This window comes from Longispora urticae (assembly GCF_053902585.1).
Genome location: NZ_JAQZSH010000025.1, coordinates 150559 through 169582 on the forward strand (window position 1 = coordinate 150559; position 19024 = coordinate 169582).

Sequence of the window (19024 nt, forward strand, 5' to 3'; positions counted from 1 at the left end):
TGACACAGCGTTGGTGACACGGTGGTGGCGACACCACGTGCGGCTAGGACTCACGCCCAGTATCGCCGCTCGCGGGCGTCCATCCCAAGCCGACCCGAACCTCGTGGCAAACTTCACGCCATCGATTATTCAGCTGCGCCAGGTGCTATCGGGGCCGTTCGTTAAGTTACCCAGGTGGGCGACCACCAGCAGGTCAGCCCTCTTCTTCGGCGCTCGCCTTCGCCGCCGCCGCCGCCGCTGCCGCCGACTTCGTCCCCGCGCGCCGCCGCTGCACCCAGCCGTCGATGTTGCGCTGCTGGCCCCGCGTGACGCCCAGCGAACCCGCCGGCACGTCCTTGTAGATCACGCTGCCCGCCGCCACGTACGCGCCCGGGCCCACCGTCACCGGGGCGATCAGGTTCGTGTCGCAGCCCACGAACGCCGCCTCGCCGACCGTGGTGTGGTGCTTGTTGACCCCGTCGTAGTTCACGAAGATCGTCGCCGCGCCGATGTTGGCGTTCGCGCCGATGGTGGCGTCCCCCGCGTACGTCAGGTGCGGGATCTTCGCCCCCGTACCCACCGTGGTCTTCTTGGTCTCCACGAATGTGCCCACCTTCGCGCGCTCGTGCAGCACGGTCTCCGGCCGCAGGTACGCGTACGGCCCCACCTGGGCGCCGGCCCCGATCACCGCGCCCAACGCGTGCGCCCGGATCACCGTCGCGCCCGCGCCCACCTCGCAGTCCACCAGCGTCGTGTCCGGGCCGACCAGCGCGCCGGCCGCCACCGACGTCCCGCCGCGCAGGATGACCCCGGGCTCCAGCGTCACGTCCGGCTCCAGGGTCACCGTCACGTCGATCCACGCGGTCGCCGGGTCGATCATGGTCACGCCGTTGCGCATGTGCTCCCGGTTGACCCGGTCCCGCAGCAGGTACCGCAGGTCGGCGAGCTGGGCGCGGTCGTTGCAGCCGTAGGTCTCGGTCACGTCCGGCGCGACATACGCCCCCACGGTCCGCCCCGCGGCCACGAGCAGCCCGACGACGTCCGTCAGGTACTCCTCGCCCTGGTCGTTGTGCGCCGTCAGCACGCCCAGGGTGTCGCGCAGCGCCGCCGCCTCGAACACCATGATCCCGCTGTTGATCTCCCGGATGGCGCGCTGCTCGGCGGTCGCGTCGCGCTCCTCCACGATCCCGGTCACCCGGCCGTCGGCGTCCCGCAGGATCCGGCCCAGCCCGGTCGGGTCCTCCTGGGACGCCGTCAGCACCGTGGCCGCGTCGCCGCCCGCCTCGTGCACGGCGACCAGCTTCTCGATCGTCTCCGGGCGCAGCAGCGGGTTGTCCCCGAACAGCACCACGACCGTGCCCTCGACGTCCTTGACCGCCTCGAAGCCGACCCGGGCCGCGTGCCCGGTGCCGCCCTGCGTCTCCTGGAGCGCGGTGACCGCGCCGGGGAGCGCCGTGGCGAGGTAGTCGGTGACCAGCTCCGAGCCGACGCCGACCACGACGACCGTGTGCTCGGGGTCGAGCGGGGCGGCGGCGGCCAGCACGTGGCCGACCAGTGGCCTGCCGAGGAGGGGGTGCATCACCTTCGGGAGCGCCGAGCGCATCCGCTTGCCCTGACCAGCAGCGAGAACGATGACAGTCCTGCGCACGCGCACTCCCCTATTTCGTCACGGTTGGGGCGCCCGGTTTGCTGGGGTACCAGGATTCGAACCTGGACTGCGAGGCACCAAAGGCCTGCGGGCTGCCGTTACCCCATACCCCATCCCGACCTACCTTACCGAATGCCCGACACCCGCTATGACCGCCCGGACCGCCCCCTCCACGAACCAGTACAACTGGCGGCTTCGGCGGACGTCGACGATCAGGCAGCCGTGGTAGTGGTCGTCAGTATTGTGGCGAGTTGTCGGCACGTGCCGCTTGAGAGTCGCGTTGGCGAACCGCTCTGGAACGACGCCGACCCGCTCAGCCCACCACCGGGTGGCCGCTGGCACGTCCGCCGTCTCGTGGATCGACAGCCGGTAGCTGATCTGGTCTTCGGCGACCCCACTCCCACGAAGAAACCCCAGGAACAAGGCGATCAGCCCTGGGTCGCTGTTGATGAAGGTCAGCCGCTCGGAGCGCCGCCAGGGCTTGGACTTCGAGCCCTCGCACCAGTAGGCGATTGCCGCGGCCGCGATCATCGGATCCGTTGCGGCCACCGCGCCCCTCGCCATGGCCTCTTCGCGCGCCGCCGAGCGCCGCTCTTCGTGCCTGGCCCAACGCGCCTCACTCATCACCTTCATCCGGTCGAGCACCTCGCCACCAAGGCGGACCCCAACGGCCTCAGTAGGAACGTCGCGCACCCAGGTCGACACCGAGGACTTCGCGACGCCGAGCTCCCGGACTATCTCCGACAGGGTCGCGCCCGCCATGCGCAACTCACGGGCCCGCTCCCGACTCTCCGGCTTCGCACGCATGTACGGAAACATACCCCCGCGGTGGGGCAAGTCGGCACGGTCGAGCGGTGGGAAACTACGGGACCGTAGGTTACGGTTGCGTAGGTAGCGACCCCCCGAACGTGGAGCGAGGCACATGACCCAGTCGACGACCGCCCAGGACCAGCTGCAGGGCGGCCCCAAACCGCTGACTGAGGGCTCCCAGGGCACCGGAGTGATCATCGGCCTGTGGGCCTTCGTCGTGATCCCGTTCCTGGCGCTGCTCACCGCGATCCCGTTCGCCTGGGGCTGGGGCCTGACCTGGACCGACGTGGTGATCACGATCGTGATGTACCACATCGCGGGCTGGGGCATCACCGTCGGCTTCCACCGGTACTTCACGCACGGCGGCTACAAGGCCAAGCGCTGGCTCCGGGTCACCCTCGCCGTCGCCGGCTCGATGGCGATCCAGGGCTCCCCGACCCAGTGGGTGGCGGACCACCGCCGGCACCACCAGTACTCGGACCTCGAGGGCGACCCGCACTCCCCGTGGCGGTACGGCTCGACGTTCAAGGGCCTGACCAAGGGCATGTTCCACGCGCACATCGGCTGGCTGTTCCACCGCGAGCTGTCGAACCGGGAGCGCTTCGCCCCCGACCTGGTCGCCGACAAGGACATCCGCCGGGTGGACGCGCTGTTCGTGCCGCTGATCTTCACCTCGCTGCTGCTGCCGGGCGTCATCGGCGGCCTGATCACCTGGTCGTGGTGGGGCGCGCTGACCGCGTTCTTCTGGGGCGGCCTGGTCCGGGTGGGCCTGCTGCACCACACGACGTGGGCGATCAACTCCGTGTGCCACGTGGTCGGCAACCGGCCGTTCGAGATGCGCGAGGGTGACCGGGCGACCAACTTCTGGCCGATGGCGATCCTGTCGATGGGCGAGAGCTGGCACAACCTGCACCACGCGGACCCGACCTGCGCGCGGCACGGCGTCGACCGCGGCCAGCTCGACACGTCGGCCCGGGTGATCTGGGTGTTCGAGAAGCTGGGCTGGATCTCCAACGTGAAGTGGCCCAAGGCCGACCGCCTCGACGCCAAGCGTGTTAAATAGCCAGGTGGTCGACAGCGGGGATGCGAAGGCGACGACGCCGCGCCGGGTGAGGATGTCCTCGGCGCAGCGTCGTGAGCAGCTGATCGCGATCGGCCGGCAGCTGTTCGCGGAGAAGGGCTTCGACGGGACCTCGGTGGAGGAGGTCGCGGCGCGGGCCAAGGTCAGCAAGCCGGTCGTGTACGAGCACTTCGGCGGCAAGGAGGGCCTCTACGCGGTCGTCGTCGACCGCGAGGTCCTCGCCCTGCTGAACCGGGTGACCAACGCCCTCACCGGCGGGCACCCCCGCGAGCTGCTCGAACAGGCGGCCCTCGCGCTGCTCGACTACATCGAGTCGGACACCAACGGCTTCCGGGTCCTGGTCCGCGAGTCGCCGGTCGGCTCGAACAGCGGCAACTTCTCCAGCGTGCTCAACGACGTGGCGCACCAGGTCGAGCACGTGCTGGCGGCCGAGTTCAAGAGCCGGGGCTACGACCCCAAACTCGCCGAGTTGTACTCGCAGGCACTGGTCGGCATGGTCTCCCTCGCCGGGCGCTGGTGGCTGGAGGTCCGCAAGCCGCGCAAGGAGGCGGTGGCCGCTCACCTGGTCAATCTCGCGTGGAACGGGCTGAGCAACCTCGAGGCCAAGCCGACCCTGGGCGGCGCTCGCCGGTAGCGTAGGCGAGAATGCCGGTGGAGCGTTCAGACGAAGAGGGGCACGATGTCACACTTTCCGGTCAACCACCACCTGCGCCCGGTGTACAGGGTCATCACGGCTCTGGTCAGCGTGTACTTCCTGGTGTTCGGCATCATCGGCCTCGCGATGACCACGGACCTCGACTTCTTCGCCCAGACGGGTACGAAGCTGGTGCTCGGCATGAAGGCGAACCCGGCGTTCTCGGTGCTGGCGATCGTGCTCGGCGCGGTCGGCCTGCTCGCCGCGGTGGTCGGCCGGAACATCGACGTCAAGGTCAACTGGTGGCTGTCGTCCATCCACCTGCTGATCGGCACCGCGATGCTGGCGTTCCTGCGGACCGACCTCAACGTGCTGGGCTTCTCGATGTCCAACGTGATCGTCGTGTACAGCGCGGGCATGCTGCTGATGGGCGCCGCCGTGTACGGCTACGTGGGTACGCCCGCTGAGGCCGACGCGGAGGAGAGCTTCCGGCACTCGCACTAGGTGAGTTGTGGGAAGGCCCCCGGGGAGTGGACTCCCCGGGGGCCTTTCGCTGTCCGTCACCTGCCGGGAGTGCCCGGCGCCGCGCGGCCTCCGGGCCGGCCGGATTGCGCCCTCCGGGCGGGCCGGGCTGCGACCTCCGGGCCGGCCGGGCTGCGACCTCCGCACGGGCCGGGCTGCGACCTCCGGGCCGGCCGGGCTGCGACCTCCGCACGGGCCGGGCTGCGGCCTCCGGGCCGGCCGGGCTGCGACCTCCGCACGGGCCGGGCTGCGGCCTCTGGCCCTGCCTGGACCGGCGCGGCCCCCATGCGGACCGGTTCGCGGCCTCCAGGCGGGCCGGCGGCCCGACGGATCGCCGGGCCGGTCCGGCTACCCGCCCAGCTGCTCCGCGAGCGCCAGCCACTGCTCCTCGGTGGATTCCTTCTCCGCGATCACCGCGTTCAGCTCCGCCTGCAACTCCGTGATCTTCGCGTAGTCGGTGGCGTGCTCGGCGAGCTGCGCGTGCAGCTTCTCCTCGCGCTGGTCGAGCTTCGTGATCGCCCGTTCGAGCCGGGAGAGTTCCTTCTTGCCGGCCCGCGCCTCACCGGCCGACAGCCCGCCCGACAGGCCGGCGGAACCGCCACCCCCGGCGCTGGTCGGCATGTCCGCGGACACCGCCGACAACCGGCCGCCCACGTCGACCCCGGAGCTGACCCGGACGAGGAACTCGTCGATGCCGCCGGGCAGGTGGGTGACCTTGCCGTCGCCCATCAGGGCGTAGACCTGGTCGCAGACCCGCTCCATCAGGTACCGGTCGTGGCTGGCGACCACGATCGTCCCCGGCCAGGAGTCCAGCAGGTCCTCCAGCGACGCGAGCGTGTCGGTGTCCAGGTCGTTCGTCGGCTCGTCGAGCAGGAGCACGTTCGGCTCGGCGGCGAGCAGGCGCAGGAGCTGGAGCCGGCGGCGCTCGCCACCGGACAGGTCCTTGACCGGGGTCCACAGCCGGCGGTCGGTGAAGCCGAACTGCTCGGCGACCTGGCCGGCGGACAGTTCCTTGTCGCCGAGCACGATCCGCTTGGCGACCTCCTCGACGGCCTCGATGACCCGCAGGTGACCGGGGAGTTCGGCGAGCTCCTGGGACAGGAACGCCGTCTTCACCGTCTTGCCGATCTTCACCTCGCCCGAGGTGGGCTTCGAGACGCCGGCGAGGAGCCGCAGCAGGGTGGTCTTGCCCGCGCCGTTGACGCCGACCAGGCCGATCCGGTCCCCCGGGCCGACATTCCAGTCGACGTGCTTCAGGAGGGTACGGTCCCCCAGGGTCACCGTCGTGTCCTTGAGGCCGTAGACCTCCTTGCCGAGGCGCGCCGTGGACATCTTCTGCAGCGACACGGTCTCGCGGACCGGCGGCACGTCCGCGATCAGCGCGTTGGCGGCGTCGATCCGGAACTTGGGCTTGGACGTCCGGGCCGGCGGGCCGCGCCGCAGCCACGCGATCTCCTTGCGGAGCAGGTTCTGCCGGCGGGCCTCCAGGGTCGACTCGACGCGCTGGCGTTCGATCCGGGCGAGGGTCCAGGCGGCGTACCCGCCCTCGTAGGCGCGGACCGTGGCGTCGGCGACCTCCCAGGTCCGGCTGCAGACCGCGTCGAGGAACCACCGGTCGTGCGTGACGACCAGCAGCGCGCCCCGGCGGTTGTTGAGGAACTCGGCGAGCCAGGCGATGCCGGCGACGTCCAGGTGGTTCGTCGGCTCGTCCAGGATCAGCAGGTCCGTGGTGCGGATCAGCAGCGCGGCGAGGGCCACCCGGCGCCGCTCGCCGCCGGACATGGTCCGCAGCTCGGCGTCCAGGCCCAGGCCGGGCATGCCGAGGCCGGCGAGGATGCCCCGGATCCCGGCGTCGGACGCCCACTCGTGCTCGGTGGCGAACCCCTCGTCGAGCCAGCCCGTACCGAGCACGACGTCCTGTACGGTCACGCCCTCGGCGAAGGTGATCTGCTGGGGCAGGGCCGTGACCCGGGTGTCGCGGCGGCGGGTGACCCGGCCGTCGTCCGGTTCGACGGTGCCGAGGATCAGCTTGAGCAGGGTGGACTTGCCGGCCCCGTTGAGGCCGACGACGCCGATCCGGTCGGTCTCGTCGACGCCGAGGGAGACGCCGTCGAAGATGGGGCCGGCGGCGTAGTGCTTGGAGACCTTGTCGAGGTTGACGATGTTCGCCACTACGACTCCTCGCTTCGCTCGGAGCCTCGTGCCGAGGGGCCACTGAGTCTCGGGATGGGCTCGCAAGCTTCGCCCATCATGAGGTCACCCGCGCCCCGGCGACCGGCCCGTGGGCGGTGCGCACGGTGCGGCACACCCCACGGCTGGTGAGGCTCGCCGCGAGGGCGTTGGCGTGCTCGGCGTCGCGCGCCAGGTACAGGCACGTCGGGCCGGAGCCGGAGACGAGGGCCGCGAGCGCGCCCTCGTCGAGGCCGGCGCGCAGGGTGGCGCGGAGTTGGGGCCGTAGCGAGACGGCGGCCGCCTGTAGATCATTGACTAGCACGGCGGCGAGGACCTCCGGGTCGGGTTGGCGGAGCGCGGCGAGCAACAGGTCGGCGCTGCCGGCGGGGTCGGGGGCGGTGCCGAGTTCGCGGAGTCGGTCGATCTCGCGGTACACGGCGGGGGTGGACAGGCCGCCGGCGGCGACGCCGACGACCCAGTGCCAGGTGCCGGCGGCGAGCACCGGGTTGACCTGTTCGCCGCGCCCGGTGCCGAGTGCCGTGCCCCCGAGGACGAGGAACGGGATGTCGGAGCCGAGGGTGGCGGCGATGCTGGCGAGTTCGTCGCGGGACAGGCCGGTGCCCCAGAGCGCGTCGCAGGCGACGAGGGTGGCGGCGCAGTCGGCGCTGCCCCCGGCGAGGCCGCCGGCGACGGGGATGCTCTTGGTGATGTGCAGCCGGGCGTGCGCGGGCAGCCCGGTGTGCGCGGCGAGCGCCCGGACGGCCCGGACGGCGAGGTTGTCGTCGTCCAGGGGCAGGGTGCCGGCGCCCTCGCCGTCGATGGTGAGCGCGAGGGTGTCGGAGCGGTGGGCGTGCACGTCGTCGTAGAGGCTGATGGCCTGGTAGACGGTGGTGAGATCGTGGTAGCCGTCGTCGCGCAGCGGACCCACCCCGAGATGCATGTTGATCTTGGCTGGGACCCGGACCCGGACGGAACCGGAGGCCACGAAGTCGGGCTTCTCCTCGTACGCGAGACTCACTCCGCCGCCACCTTCGCCGCCGCGATGGCACAGAACTGCTGGATGTTGAGGGTCTCGGCGCGCGCGGTCGGGTCGACCCCGGCGGCCTCCAGCAGTTCGGTGGCCCGCGCGGCGCCGCCGGCCCAGTCGGCGAGCGAGGAGCGCAGCATCTTCCGGCGCTGGCCGAACGCGGCGTCCACGGCGGCGAACACGGCCGCGCGGGGTACGTCGGTCTGCGGCGGCTCCCGGCGGGTGAACGCGACGAGCCCGGAGTCGACGTTGGGCACGGGCCAGAACACGGCGCGCGAGATGGGGCCGGCCCAGTGCGAGCTCGCGTACCAGGCGAGTTTGAGGCTCGGAACGCCGTAGATCTTGGAACCGGGACCGGCGATCATCCGGTCGGCCACCTCGGCCTGCACCATCACGAGGCCCTTGGCGAGGCTCGGCAGCTCGGCGAGCAGGGTCAGCACGACGGGCACGGCCACGTTGTACGGCAGGTTCGCGACCAGCGCGGTCGGCGGCGAGGGGAAGTCCGAGGCCTTCACCCGCAGCGCGTCGGCGGTGATCACGGTGAGCTTGCCGGCCTGGTCGGGGGCCTTCTCGAGAACGGTGCCCGGCAGCGCGGCGGCCAGCTTCGGGTCCAGTTCGACGGCGTGCACGGCGGCGGCGTTGGGCAGCAGGGCCAGGGTCAGGGACCCCAGGCCGGGGCCGACCTCGACCACGACGTCGTCGGGGGTGAGCCCGGCGGACGCCACGATCTTGCGGACCGTGTTGCCGTCGTGCACGAAGTTCTGGCCGAGGACCTTGGTCGGGGTGACCCCGAGTTCGGCGGCGAGCCGGCGGATGTCCGCCGCGCCGAGCAGCTGGTCTACCACTGACCGAACACCCGCTCGCCGTTCGCGCCCAGCGCGGCGCACATGTCCTCGACGGACACCCCGCGCAGGTCGGCGAGGAAGCGCACGATGTGCGGGATCAGGTACGAGGCGTTGGGGCGGCCCCGGTACGGCATCGGGGTCAGGAACGGCGCGTCCGTCTCCACCAGGATCTGGTCGAGCGGCGCGGCGAGCGCGGCGTCCCGGAGGTGCGCGGCGGACTTGAAGGTCACGTTGCCGGCGAAGCTCAGGTAGAAGCCCTGGTCGGCGCATTCGCGGGCGAACTCGCCGTCCCCGGAGAAGCAGTGCAGCACGACGGTGTCGGGCGCGCCCTCCTCCTTGAGCACCTTGAGCACGTCGGAGTGGGCCTCGCGGTCGTGGATGACGAGCGCCTTGCCGAACCGCTTGGCGAATGCGATGTGCGCCCGGAAGCTCGCGGTCTGCGCCTCGACGCCCTCCTCGCCGGTCCGGAAGTAGTCGAGGCCGGTCTCGCCGAGCCCGCGCACCCGGGGCAGGGCGGCCAGGGTCTCGATCTCGCGGAGCGCCTCGTCGAGGTCCGCCAGGCGGGGGGCCTCGTTCGGGTGCAGGGCGACCGTGGCCAGGACGTGCGGGGACGCGTCGGCGAGCCGCGCGCCCCACCGGGAGGACGCCACGTCGACACCGACCTGGACGAGCCGGGGCACGCCGACGGCGACGGCGGCGTCGATCTCGGCTTGGACCCGGCCGTCGGGGTCCAGGGTCGCGTCGGCCTCACCCCGCCGGTCGACGACGATGTCGAGGTGGGTGTGGGAGTCCAGGACCGGGACCGGCAACGGCTCCGGGGCTGGCGGGCGCTCTGGGGCGTGGGATCGAGACATCCCTACCAGGATAGGCGGTACGGAGTCTGGTGCTCGCGGACGTCGGACAGCTCACTGCCCTGGGCCCACGCCTCGTAGACGCAGCGCTCCGTGGACCGGGCGCCGATCCGGACGATCGAGTCGGAATCTGGACGGATCAGGCGGACGCGGAGCCAGTCCTTGTCGGCCCCGACGATGAGTACGTCGATGCCGCGCCACCGGCCGCGCACGTCCCGGCGGGCCAGCGACTCGACCGGGTACCGCGCGGCCCGGTTCTTGGCGAGCAGCCGGAACTCCCCGGGCGGGTCGGCCACGGCCTCCTTCACCTCGCCCTGGTAGCTCCCGACGAGCCGGGCGAACGTGTCGGGTACCGGGATCATCTCCTGGTCCGCGTCGATCGGGGTGAGCAGTCGGCGCCACTGCGGCCCGGCCATCCGGGACCAGGCCTTCTGCTCGGGCACGAAGTGGAACAGGGTCACCTCGGTGCCGTCGGGCAGGTAGGCGATCAGTTCGCTGAACGCGGGCAGCGGCAGCTCCGCCAGGTCCGCGGTCACGAACTCGGGCACCAGGTGCTTGTTGCTGGGCGCGAAGCCCGTACCGAGCAGCGGCGGGCCGACCCGTTCGTGCGGCGGGAGGGCCATCACGCCCGGCAGGTCCGCGATCTCGTAGTCCTCGGGTCCGATGGCGCGCCAGCGCAGGGCGTAGGCGGCGTCCTCGTCGTCGATTCCCAGGAACCGCAGGTCGGCCGGGGTGCGCAGGTGCGCGATGTCGTGCTCGCGGTAGCAGCAGCCGTGCGGGAGCGCGCCCCGGCGCAGGTACGCGCCGACCTGGGTGGCACTCAACGGCTTGATCATGCGGGTACCCGACTTGATGGTCGCGGACTCGCGCACGGCGCGCAGGTCCCCACCCGGGGTCTGGGAGAGGCGTTGGACACTCTCCCAGCTCATAGTCCTGGACAACGGAACGGTCAGTGGGGCGTCGAAGGGTTCGGCGCCCGGTACCTCCGAGGAGTGCACGAACATCCGGAACGGGTGCCGGGCCCCCGGGCGGGGGTTGGGCAGCGCGCCGGGTTCGGGACCGTCCAGGTAGAGCTCGTATGCGGCTCCTCTGGCGAGTTCCTCGGCAGGGTACTGCTTTCCCGCGAACGTCACCGTCCGCTGCGCAGCTTCACCTACCAGGGTCATACCCGCCAACTTAGGGCTTACCCCTCAACCGGCGCGTTAACAGAAGGCAAACAATTCTCGATCGCCGTACGTTATCCGCGACACACGGCGCGTCGACACACGAAAAAACGAGCCCGACCCGGTACCCCCGGATCGGGCTCGTTTCTGTTGATCTCCGTGGCTCAGCTCTCGAGCCGGGCCAGCTCCTCGTCCACGATGGACGGGTCCAGCTTCTTGAAGATCGGCGTCGGCGCGGACAGCTCCACCCCGGCCACCAGCGGAACCGACTCCCACGCGGGGAACACGTAGTCCCCGGTCAGCACCGGGTACGTCGGCCCGCCGTCGAGGTCTGCGACCTCCCGGATCTCGGGCATCGGCGCGAACACGCCCGTCCCGCCGAGCAGCTCGTGCACCTGCTGGGAGGAGTGCGGCAGGAACGGGGCGAGCAGGGTCTTGCAGTCGCTGATCACCTGGAGGGCGACGTAGAGCACCGTACCCATCCGGGGCTTGTCCTCTTTGAGCTTCCACGGGGCCTGGTCGGAGAGGTAGCGGTTCGCCTCGGCCACCACCCGCATCGCCTCGCCGATCGCGGCCTTCTGCTTGTGCTGCCCGATCAGCGCGCCGACCTTGCCGAAGCCCTCGCGGGCGATCTCCAGCACGGCCCGGTCGTCGTCGGTCAGCTCACCCGGGGCCGGCACCGCGCCGAAGTTCTTCGCCGCCATCGACACCGACCGGTTGACCAGGTTGCCCCAGCCCGCGACCAGCTCGTCGTTGTTGCGGCGGAGGAACTCCGTCCAGGTGAAGTCCGTGTCGTTGGTCTCGGGGCCGGCGACCGCGATGAAGTACCGCAGCGCGTCGGCGTCGTAGCGCTCCAGGAAGTCGCGCACGTAGATCACGATCTTGCGGGACGAGGAGAACTTGCGGCCCTCCATCGTGAGGAACTCGCTCGACACCACCTCGGTGGGCAGGCCGAGTTCGCCCAGCTCACCGGGCTTGCCACCCTTGGCGCCCTTGCCGTCGTAGCCGAGCAGGATCGCCGGCCAGATCAGCGAGTGGAAGACGATGTTGTCCTTGCCCATGAAGTAGTAGGCACGCTTGTCGGCGCCCTGCCACCACCGTCGCCACGCCTCCGGGTCACCCGAGCGCCGGGCCCACTCGATCGACGCCGACAGGTACCCGATCACCGCGTCGAACCAGACGTAGAACCGCTTCGAGTCCCAGCCCTCGCGCGGGATCGGCACGCCCCACTCCAGGTCCCGGGTGATCGCCCGGGGCCGCAGGTCCTCGACCAGGTTCTTCGAGAACTTCAGCACGTTCGGCCGCCAGCCCTCGCGGGTGTCCAGCCACTCCCCCAGCGCGTCGGCGAACGCGGACAGGTCCAGGAAGTAGTGCTCGGTCTCGCGGAACTCCGGGACCTCGCCGTTGATCTTCGACTTCGGGTTGATCAGGTCGATCGGGTCGAGCTGGTTGCCGCAGTTGTCACACTGGTCGCCGCGCGCGCTGCCGTAGCCGCAGATCGGGCAGGTGCCCTCGACGTACCGGTCCGGCAGGCCCCGCCCGGTCGACGGCGAGATCGCGGCCATCGCCTTCTGCGCGACGATGTACCCGTTCGCGTCGAGCGCGTTGAACAGCTCCTGCACCACCGCGTAGTGGTTGCCGGTCGTGGTCCGGGTGAACAGGTCGTAGGACAGGCCGAGGGCGTGCAGGTCCTCGACGATCACCCTGTTGTACTTGTCCACCGCCTCGCGCGGCGTCAGCCCCTCCTCGTCGGCCTGCACCTGGATCGGCGTGCCGTGCTCGTCGGTGCCGGAGACCATGAGCACGTCGTGGCCCGCCATCCGCATGTACCGGCTGAAAACGTCGGACGGGATGCCGAAGCCCGATACGTGACCGATGTGGCGCGGGCCGTTGGCGTAGGGCCAGGCGACCGCGGCGAGAACGTGACTCATGTGCCCAGCGTAGTTGGTCGCCCGGAACCAATTTCGACACGCCGCCCCGTTCCCACCCGTCAAAAGCGTAGACAATGGTCAAATATGTCTATGACCGGAATAACCGCAGGTGACGACGCGGAAGCCCTGGCACCGCCCGCCCAGCGGATGCGTCCCGAGTCCGCACCCGAGCCGCCGGAGGTCGACCACGCCTTCTGGCCCGACACCAGCAACGCCGTCGAGCCCGCCCGGCGCGCCCGGATCAAGCCCCCCAAGGACGGCCGCCGCCCCGCCCTCGGCCTGCCCCTGCTCGTGGTCTTCGCCCTATGCGCGGCCTTCTTCGCCTGGGTCAGCGCCGAACCGTTCTGGCTCGCCCTCGGGCACGGCGACCGCGGCACCCTCACCGTCACCGAGTGCGCCGGCAACGGCCTCGCCGCCCGGTGCGAGGGCCGGTTCGCCGCGTCCGCGTTCAGCGTCGAGAAGGCCGCGCTCGCCGGTACCGCCGACGCCGAGCACCGCACCGGCGACAAGCTCACCGCCCGGATGGTCTCCGGCACGTCCCGGTTCGCCTATGTCGGCGACGCGGCCGGGCTGCACCTGCGCTGGTCGATCGGGCTGGGACTGCTGCTGCTGTGCGGGGTCGGGATCGCGTGGGCCACGGGCGCGCTGCGGCTGCACGGCCGGGCCCGGGTCACGGTGCTGCTGCTGAGCCTGGGCGCGCCCCTGCTGCTCCTCGTGGGGAACCTGGCCCTGACCTGGTGAGAGCGGAGGGCACCGGGTCCCGGCGCCCTCCCGACTCTCAGTGGCTGTAGGTCCCGACCACGTCGGCGACCACGTGCACCGTGCCCGGGCTGCTGTTGTAGAACACCACGTACCCGCCGTCCGCGCGGAGCGGGACCACCACGAGGTTCGCCACGGTCTGCCCCGGACGCCAGTTCAGGTTCGACGTGTCCCGCGACGGGCTCTCGCCACTGACCGTGAGGAAGCCGTCGGCCCGCCCCTCCGTCACGGTGACGTTGAGCACCACCGAGGTGACCCCCTCCGCGAGCAGGTGGCGCAGGTCCAGGGGGATCCAGTTGGTCGGGCCGATCGCGCCGCGACCGGCGTCGCGGGTGTCCAGCGCCCGGAACGGCCCGGCCGGGTGGAGGACGTCGCCCGTACCCGTGGTGTGGTAGCCGACCAGGTCCGCGACGACGTGCACCGTACCCGGGCCGGTGTTGTGGAAGTCCACCTTGCCGTTGACCACCGGGACCACGACCATGTTCGGAACCGTCAGGCCGGGGGTCCAGTTCAGGTTGGAGGCGTTCGGCTTCGGCTGGCCGTTCGGGTACACCGTGAGGAAGCCGTGGTTCGTCGGCTCGGTGACCGTGACGTTCATCGTGACGGCGGTGACCCCGGTGGCGGGTACGCCGTTGCGGTCCGTCACCGGCAGGGTCAGAGTGCCACCCGGGGCCACCGGGGTCCGGCCGGCCGAGTCCCGGGTGTCCAGGACCCGGGTCGCGGCGGCCACGACGTAGGCGCTGCCCGCGCCCGTGGTGTGGTAGCCGACCAGGTCAGCGACGACGTGCACCGTACCCGCGCTGGTGTTGTGGAAGTCCACCTTGCCGTCGGCGACCGGCGCCACGACCAGGTTCGGCACGGTCAGGCCCGGGGTCCAGTTCAGGTTCGACGCGTTCGGCAGGGTCCGGCCACTCGGGTAGACCGTGAGGAAGCCCTCGCGGGTGGGCTCGGTGGCCGTGACGTTCATCGTCACCGAGGTGACGCCGGTGGCGGGCACCCCGGCTCTGCCGGCGATCTGCAGCGTCAGGGTGCCGCCCGGGGCCACCGGGATCCGGCCGGCCGTCTCCCGGGTGTCGAGCACCCGGACGGGGCCCAGCGGGACGTAGTACCCGCCGGGCTCGTAGCTCCTGGTGAGGGAGTTCGTCTGCCCCTGGTTGTCCGTCGCGGTCACCCGGATGTCGCGGCGGTCCCGGGTGGCGTAGGTGTGGGACGCGACCGGGTTGGCCTGGGTGACGGTGGTCCCGTCGCCGAAGTCGAAGGTGTACGACACGATCGGCACCCAGCCGGGCCTCGTCCCCGAGGCGTCCGCGACGACCCCGGCGTCGGGCCGGCTGGTCAGGGCGAGGGCGGCGGTGGGCCCGAGCGAGATCTCCAACACTCCCCGGTCCGCGTAGCTGACCGGGCCGGCGCCGGTGTTGGGGACGTCGGGGTTGTCCACCGGTGAACGACCGCCGGCGTCGGTGGACTGCCAGCCGGGCGCGGCGGAGTTGGCGGAGTCGTAGTTCGGGGAGGGCTCGGACGCGTCCCGGTCGTGGGCGCCCTGGCCGGAGGCGGCACGGAACGCGGCCACCGAGGAGTACGGGGTGGTGCCCCAGACGTAGTGCGGGCCGTTGGCCGAGGGCTGCACCGTGTTGTAGTCGACGGTGGTGCCGGACACCGCGTCGCCGTACACCCCGATCGCCGCCTTGTCGGCCGGCGGCCAGTCGCAGCCCGCCCCCGTGCAGGCCGTGTTGCGGACGACGTTGTTCTGCACGGACACCCCGGTGGACGCGCCGTCGACCCGGATGTTGGTCTCGTAGCCGCCGCCCAGGGTGTTGTTGGTGATCGCGGTGCCGGTCGCGCCCGCGTTGACGATGCCGCGTCGCATGGTCTCGGACACGGTGTTGCGGGCCACGACGTTGTCCGTGGCACCCGCCCCGATCGTGATCGCGTCGGCCCGGGCGGCGGAGAACAGGCTGTACAGGACGGAGTTGCGGGACCCGAGGACGACGATGCCGCCATGGCGGTAGTTGTTGAACCGCGTCAGTCGCGCGCCGGTCACCACGACGCCGCTGGTCGCCGCGTCGAGGCTGACCGCGGGAACCAGAGCGCCCGCGACGGAGACCTTCGTGAGCGTGGAGTCCGTCACGCCGGTCAGGCTGATCCCGGGAACGGGAGCCACTTCGTTCCGCCGCACGGCGACCTTGTCGAGGGTCACCCGGCTGGCGTTCTCGACCGTCACCGCGGGTCCACCCACGCCGGCCGTGACCTGGACGTTGGCGATCGAGACGTCGTGCTGACCGGAGATGGTGATGCCGGCTTTGGCGCCGGTCAGGAAGAAGTCGGTGACGTCCGGGTTCGTGCCCCGGAACGTGACCGGGTTGCCCGCCGTGCCGGAGGAGACGACGGTGAGCCGCTCGTTGTAGATGCCGGTGGCGCGGACCGTCCCGCCCGGGGTCACCGCGGCCGCTGCGGCGGCCAGGGTGCAGAAGGGCACGGCCTGGCTGCCGGGGCCGGTGTCGGAGCAGGCGACGCCGTTGTTCACGAAGAGGTCGGTCGTCGCGGCGCTGGCGGGGATGGCCGTCGCGCTCACCCCCGCGGTGAGCGTGACGACCAGGGTGCCGAGGAGTAGGGGTCTACGCACGTGGGGCTTCCCTGGAGGAGTGGTGGGAGGAGTCGAATGCGCCAGTCACCTTACAGAAGAAATCGCCTCCCGTCGGGGCCGACCAACCCCACGACCTGGCAAAACGCCCAGATCAACACCGCATTTCGACGATTACGCCGACCGCCCGACCCGTGAGCGGAGGCACTCGGAGGGTGGTCGGCAGGGTGCCGCCGCCCCTCGGGGGCGGCACCCTGACCGGGTCAGTTGCGGTAGAACCCGACCACGTCGGCCACGACGTGCACGGAGCCCGCGCCCGTGTGGTGGAGCAGGGCGATGCCGTTCGCCGTGTTGAGTGGGACGACCACCAGGTTGGGTACCGTCTGGCCCCGGCGCCAGTTGAGGTTCGAGGCGTTCGGCAGCGGCTGCCCGAAGTCGCCGTACACCGTGAGGAAGCCCTCACTGGTCGGTTCGGTCACAGTGACGTTGAGAACCACCGAGGTGGCGCCCTCGGCGACCAGTTCCGAGAGCCGCAGGGAGACCGCCGAACCACCGCTCACCGGGTAGCTGGCGCCGTTGGGCATGCCGGTCCCGTTCCGGGTGTCGAGCGCCCGGTACGGCGTCCGGGGCTGGAACAGGGTGCCCTGGTCGGTGGTGTGGTAGCCGACGACGTCCGCGATGACGTGCACGGTGCCGGGGCCCGAGTTGCGGAGGTTGACCTTGCCGTCGATCACGGGCACGACCACCAGGTTGGGTACCGTCTGGCCCGCCGTCCAGTTCAGGTTGGACGCGTTGGGCAGGGCACGCCCGTTCGGGTACACCGTGAGGAAGCCCGCGCTGGTCGGCTCGGTGACCGTGACGTTCATGGTGACGGCGGTGACCCCGGTGGCGGGTACCCCGGTGCGACCGGCCACCGGCAGGGTCAGCGTGCCGCCCGGCGCGACCGGGGTGCGGCCGGGGGTGCCGATCGCCTCCCGGGTGTCGAGGGCCCGCACCGGCCCCAGCGGCACGAAGGAGCTGCCCGTGCCCGTGGTGTGGTAGCCGACCAGGTCGGCGACGAGGTGCACGGTACCCGGACCCGAGTTGTGGAAGTTGATCTTTCCGTCGACGACCTGCATCACGACCAGGTTCGGCACGGTCAGGCCCCGGGTCCAGTTCAGGTTGGACGAGGTGGGCTTCGGCTGGCCGCTGGGGTAGACGGTGAGGAAGCCGTCACTCGTCGGCTCGGTGGCGGTGACGTTCATGGTCACCGAGGTCACGCCGACGGCCGGAACTCCACTGTGTCCGGTGACCGGCAGCGTCAACGTGCCACCCGGCGCGACCGGGGTGCGGCCGGGGCTGCCGATCGCCTCCCGGGTGTCGAGGATCCGGACCGGACCCACGGGGACGTAGGCGTCGGCGGGCCGGAAGTACTGGCCGGTTTCGTTGGTCATGTCGTTGGCGTCCGTCGCGACGACCTTGACGAAGTAGGTGCCGCACACCGGGTAGGTGTGGGTCGCGACCGGGCTGGCCTGGGTGACGGTCGCACCGTCGCCGAAGGTGAAGGTGTACGACACGATCGCCCCCCAGCCCGGCGTGGACACGGAGGCGTCAGCGGTGACCTGGCAACCCGGCCGCTGGGTGAGCCCCACCTTCGCGGTGGGCCCGAGCACCGATTCGATGGGGCCCCGGTCCGCGAACGGCACCGGACCCGCCCCGGTGTTCGCGCGGTCGGGGCTGTCCACGGCGCGCCGGCCGTAGCGGTCGGTGGCCTGCCAGCCCGGCGCGGCCGAGTTGGCCGAGTCGATGTTCGCCAGGGTGCCACCCTGGGCCAGGTCGTGGGCGCCCTGGCCCGAGACGGTACGGAACTCCGCGAGCTCGCCCGTGAAAGTCCCCCAGGCGTACGGCGCGACGCCCGCCCGGGGCGGCACCGTGTTGTAGTCCACCGTCGTGCCGGACACCGCGGCGTCGTGCACCCCGATGCCGAACCGGTCGGAGGCCCCCGCCACACACGGGAGGCTGGGGTACCCGTTGTCCCGGATGTCGTTGTTCTGCACCGAGACACCGGCGGAGGCGCCGGACACCCGGATGCCGGTCCAGCAGTTGTCGACCACCGAATTGTTGGCGATCGCCGTCCCGGTGGCTCCGTCGTTCACGATGCCGAAGCCCCGGTTGTTGAAGACGGAGTTGCTGGCCACGACGGTGTCCGTCGCCCCCGGACCGACCGTGATCCCGGCAGCGGCCGCCCCCCGGACAACGGTGCGGAGCACGGAGTTCCGCTGGCCGAGGACCTCGATGCCACCGCGGTGGCCCGTCCCCGCCGACACCGAGGAGCTGGTCACCGTGACCCGGCTCGTCGTGGCGTCGAGGCCGATCGCGGGCGACACGCTCCCGCCGGCGCTGACCCTGAGGAGGGTTGAGTCGGTCACACCCACGAGGCGCACGCCGGGCACCGCGGTCTTCCCGTTCGGGGAGACGGCCACGCGTTCGAGGGCGATCCGGGTCGAGGCGGTCACCGCGATCCCGGGGCCGGTCACGTCGCCGTTGACCTGCGCCCCGTTGATGGACACATCGTGCTGCCCGTCGATGGTGATCCCGGCGTCCGGGCCGTTGAGGGTGAAGGCCCCGGCGCCGGGCAGGACGCCGGTGCCGTGGAACGTGATCGGATTGCCGGGGGTACCCGAGCGGGCGATCGTGACGTGCTCGCGGTACGTACCCGTGATGTGGACGGTCTGACCCGCGGTCACGACGGCGGCGGCGGCCGACACGGTGCAGAACGGCTGGGCCGCGCTGCCGGCGCCCGCGTCCGAGCAGTTCGCGCCGTCGGTGTTGTTCACGAAGAGTTCGGTCGTCGCGGCATGGGCCGGACCGGCTGCGACGCTCACCCCCGCGGTGAGCGCGACGACAATGGTGCCGAAAGCGGTGGTTCTACGCACGTGAGGCTTCCCTGAGGGGTGGTGGATCAAGGCGAATGCGCCGTCACCCTACAGGGGGTTTCCCGCCCCGTGGGGGCAGTGCACAGGCCCCTGACCAGGGGTATCA

The 19024-nt window shown here is 71.3% G+C and carries 14 protein-coding genes and 1 tRNA gene; 4 read left to right on the forward strand and 11 right to left on the reverse strand.

Annotation, left to right across the window (positions count from 1 at the left end):
* Positions 1 to 193: 193 nt before the first annotated feature.
* The 3 genes from glmU to PT931_RS16160 all read right to left on the reverse strand — a co-directional run bounded on the left by glmU (position 194) and on the right by PT931_RS16160 (position 2434).
* Complete coding sequence (gene glmU / locus PT931_RS16150) at positions 194 to 1627, reverse strand: bifunctional UDP-N-acetylglucosamine diphosphorylase/glucosamine-1-phosphate N-acetyltransferase GlmU (RefSeq protein ID WP_456246559.1); 1434 nt, start codon at positions 1625 to 1627, stop codon at positions 194 to 196.
* 41 nt (positions 1628 to 1668) lie between these two features.
* A tRNA-Gln gene (locus PT931_RS16155) sits at positions 1669 to 1740 on the reverse strand.
* Between the two features lie 7 nt (positions 1741 to 1747).
* Positions 1748 to 2434: a resolvase gene (locus PT931_RS16160; protein ID WP_456246560.1), complete on the reverse strand. Its 687-nt coding sequence runs from the start codon at positions 2432 to 2434 to the stop codon at positions 1748 to 1750.
* Positions 2435 to 2549: 115 nt separating this feature from the next.
* On the opposite strand from PT931_RS16160, the gene PT931_RS16165 reads away from it, so the two are divergent.
* The 3 genes from PT931_RS16165 to PT931_RS16175 are packed head-to-tail and all read left to right on the forward strand — an operon-like array spanning position 2550 to position 4656.
* Entirely contained in the window at positions 2550 to 3500 is a 951-nt protein-coding gene (locus PT931_RS16165) for an acyl-CoA desaturase (RefSeq protein ID WP_456246561.1), read from the forward strand.
* A 52-nt stretch (positions 3501 to 3552) separates the two neighbouring features.
* Positions 3553 to 4152: a TetR/AcrR family transcriptional regulator gene (locus tag PT931_RS16170; protein WP_363725790.1), complete on the forward strand. Its 600-nt coding sequence runs from the start codon at positions 3553 to 3555 to the stop codon at positions 4150 to 4152.
* Positions 4153 to 4197: 45 nt separating this feature from the next.
* Positions 4198 to 4656 (forward strand): DUF4383 domain-containing protein, encoded by a 459-nt coding sequence (locus tag PT931_RS16175; RefSeq protein ID WP_456246562.1) that lies wholly within the window; start codon positions 4198 to 4200, stop codon positions 4654 to 4656.
* A gap of 366 nt (positions 4657 to 5022) precedes the next feature.
* Here the strand turns inward: PT931_RS16175 and PT931_RS16180 are convergent, their stop codons facing one another.
* From PT931_RS16180 to metG, 6 genes are all read right to left on the reverse strand, one after another.
* Entirely contained in the window at positions 5023 to 6846 is a 1824-nt protein-coding gene (locus PT931_RS16180) for an ABC-F family ATP-binding cassette domain-containing protein (RefSeq protein WP_456246563.1), read from the reverse strand.
* Between the two features lie 76 nt (positions 6847 to 6922).
* Positions 6923 to 7864, reverse strand: a complete 942-nt coding sequence (locus PT931_RS16185) for a 4-(cytidine 5'-diphospho)-2-C-methyl-D-erythritol kinase (RefSeq protein WP_456246564.1) — start codon at positions 7862 to 7864, stop codon at positions 6923 to 6925.
* The gene (rsmA, locus tag PT931_RS16190; protein WP_456246565.1) at positions 7861 to 8718 is read right to left on the reverse strand and encodes a 16S rRNA (adenine(1518)-N(6)/adenine(1519)-N(6))-dimethyltransferase RsmA; all 858 of its coding nucleotides are present in this window, start codon (positions 8716 to 8718) and stop codon (positions 7861 to 7863) included. Before rsmA ends, PT931_RS16185 begins: the two co-directional genes overlap by 4 nt.
* Positions 8712 to 9572: a TatD family hydrolase gene (locus tag PT931_RS16195; protein ID WP_456246566.1), complete on the reverse strand. Its 861-nt coding sequence runs from the start codon at positions 9570 to 9572 to the stop codon at positions 8712 to 8714. Before PT931_RS16195 ends, rsmA begins: the two co-directional genes overlap by 7 nt.
* A gap of 2 nt (positions 9573 to 9574) precedes the next feature.
* The gene (locus PT931_RS16200) at positions 9575 to 10735 is read right to left on the reverse strand and encodes a hypothetical protein (RefSeq protein ID WP_456246567.1); all 1161 of its coding nucleotides are present in this window, start codon (positions 10733 to 10735) and stop codon (positions 9575 to 9577) included.
* A 161-nt stretch (positions 10736 to 10896) separates the two neighbouring features.
* Positions 10897 to 12663 carry a methionine--tRNA ligase gene (gene metG / locus PT931_RS16205; protein ID WP_456246568.1) on the reverse strand — a complete coding sequence of 589 codons (1767 nt, stop codon included), beginning with the start codon at positions 12661 to 12663 and terminating at the stop codon, positions 10897 to 10899.
* 90 nt (positions 12664 to 12753) lie between these two features.
* Between metG and PT931_RS16210 the strand changes: the two genes are divergently transcribed.
* On the forward strand, positions 12754 to 13404 hold the full coding sequence (locus PT931_RS16210; protein ID WP_456246569.1) for a hypothetical protein: 651 nt from the start codon (positions 12754 to 12756) through the stop codon (positions 13402 to 13404).
* A gap of 37 nt (positions 13405 to 13441) precedes the next feature.
* Here PT931_RS16210 and PT931_RS16215 read toward each other — a convergent pair whose 3' ends face one another.
* Both PT931_RS16215 and PT931_RS16220 read right to left on the reverse strand, forming a co-directional pair.
* Positions 13442 to 16045 carry a right-handed parallel beta-helix repeat-containing protein gene (locus tag PT931_RS16215; protein WP_456246570.1) on the reverse strand — a complete coding sequence of 868 codons (2604 nt, stop codon included), beginning with the start codon at positions 16043 to 16045 and terminating at the stop codon, positions 13442 to 13444.
* A gap of 221 nt (positions 16046 to 16266) precedes the next feature.
* Positions 16267 to 18918 (reverse strand): right-handed parallel beta-helix repeat-containing protein, encoded by a 2652-nt coding sequence (locus tag PT931_RS16220; RefSeq protein ID WP_456246571.1) that lies wholly within the window; start codon positions 18916 to 18918, stop codon positions 16267 to 16269.
* Positions 18919 to 19024 lie beyond the last annotated feature (106 nt).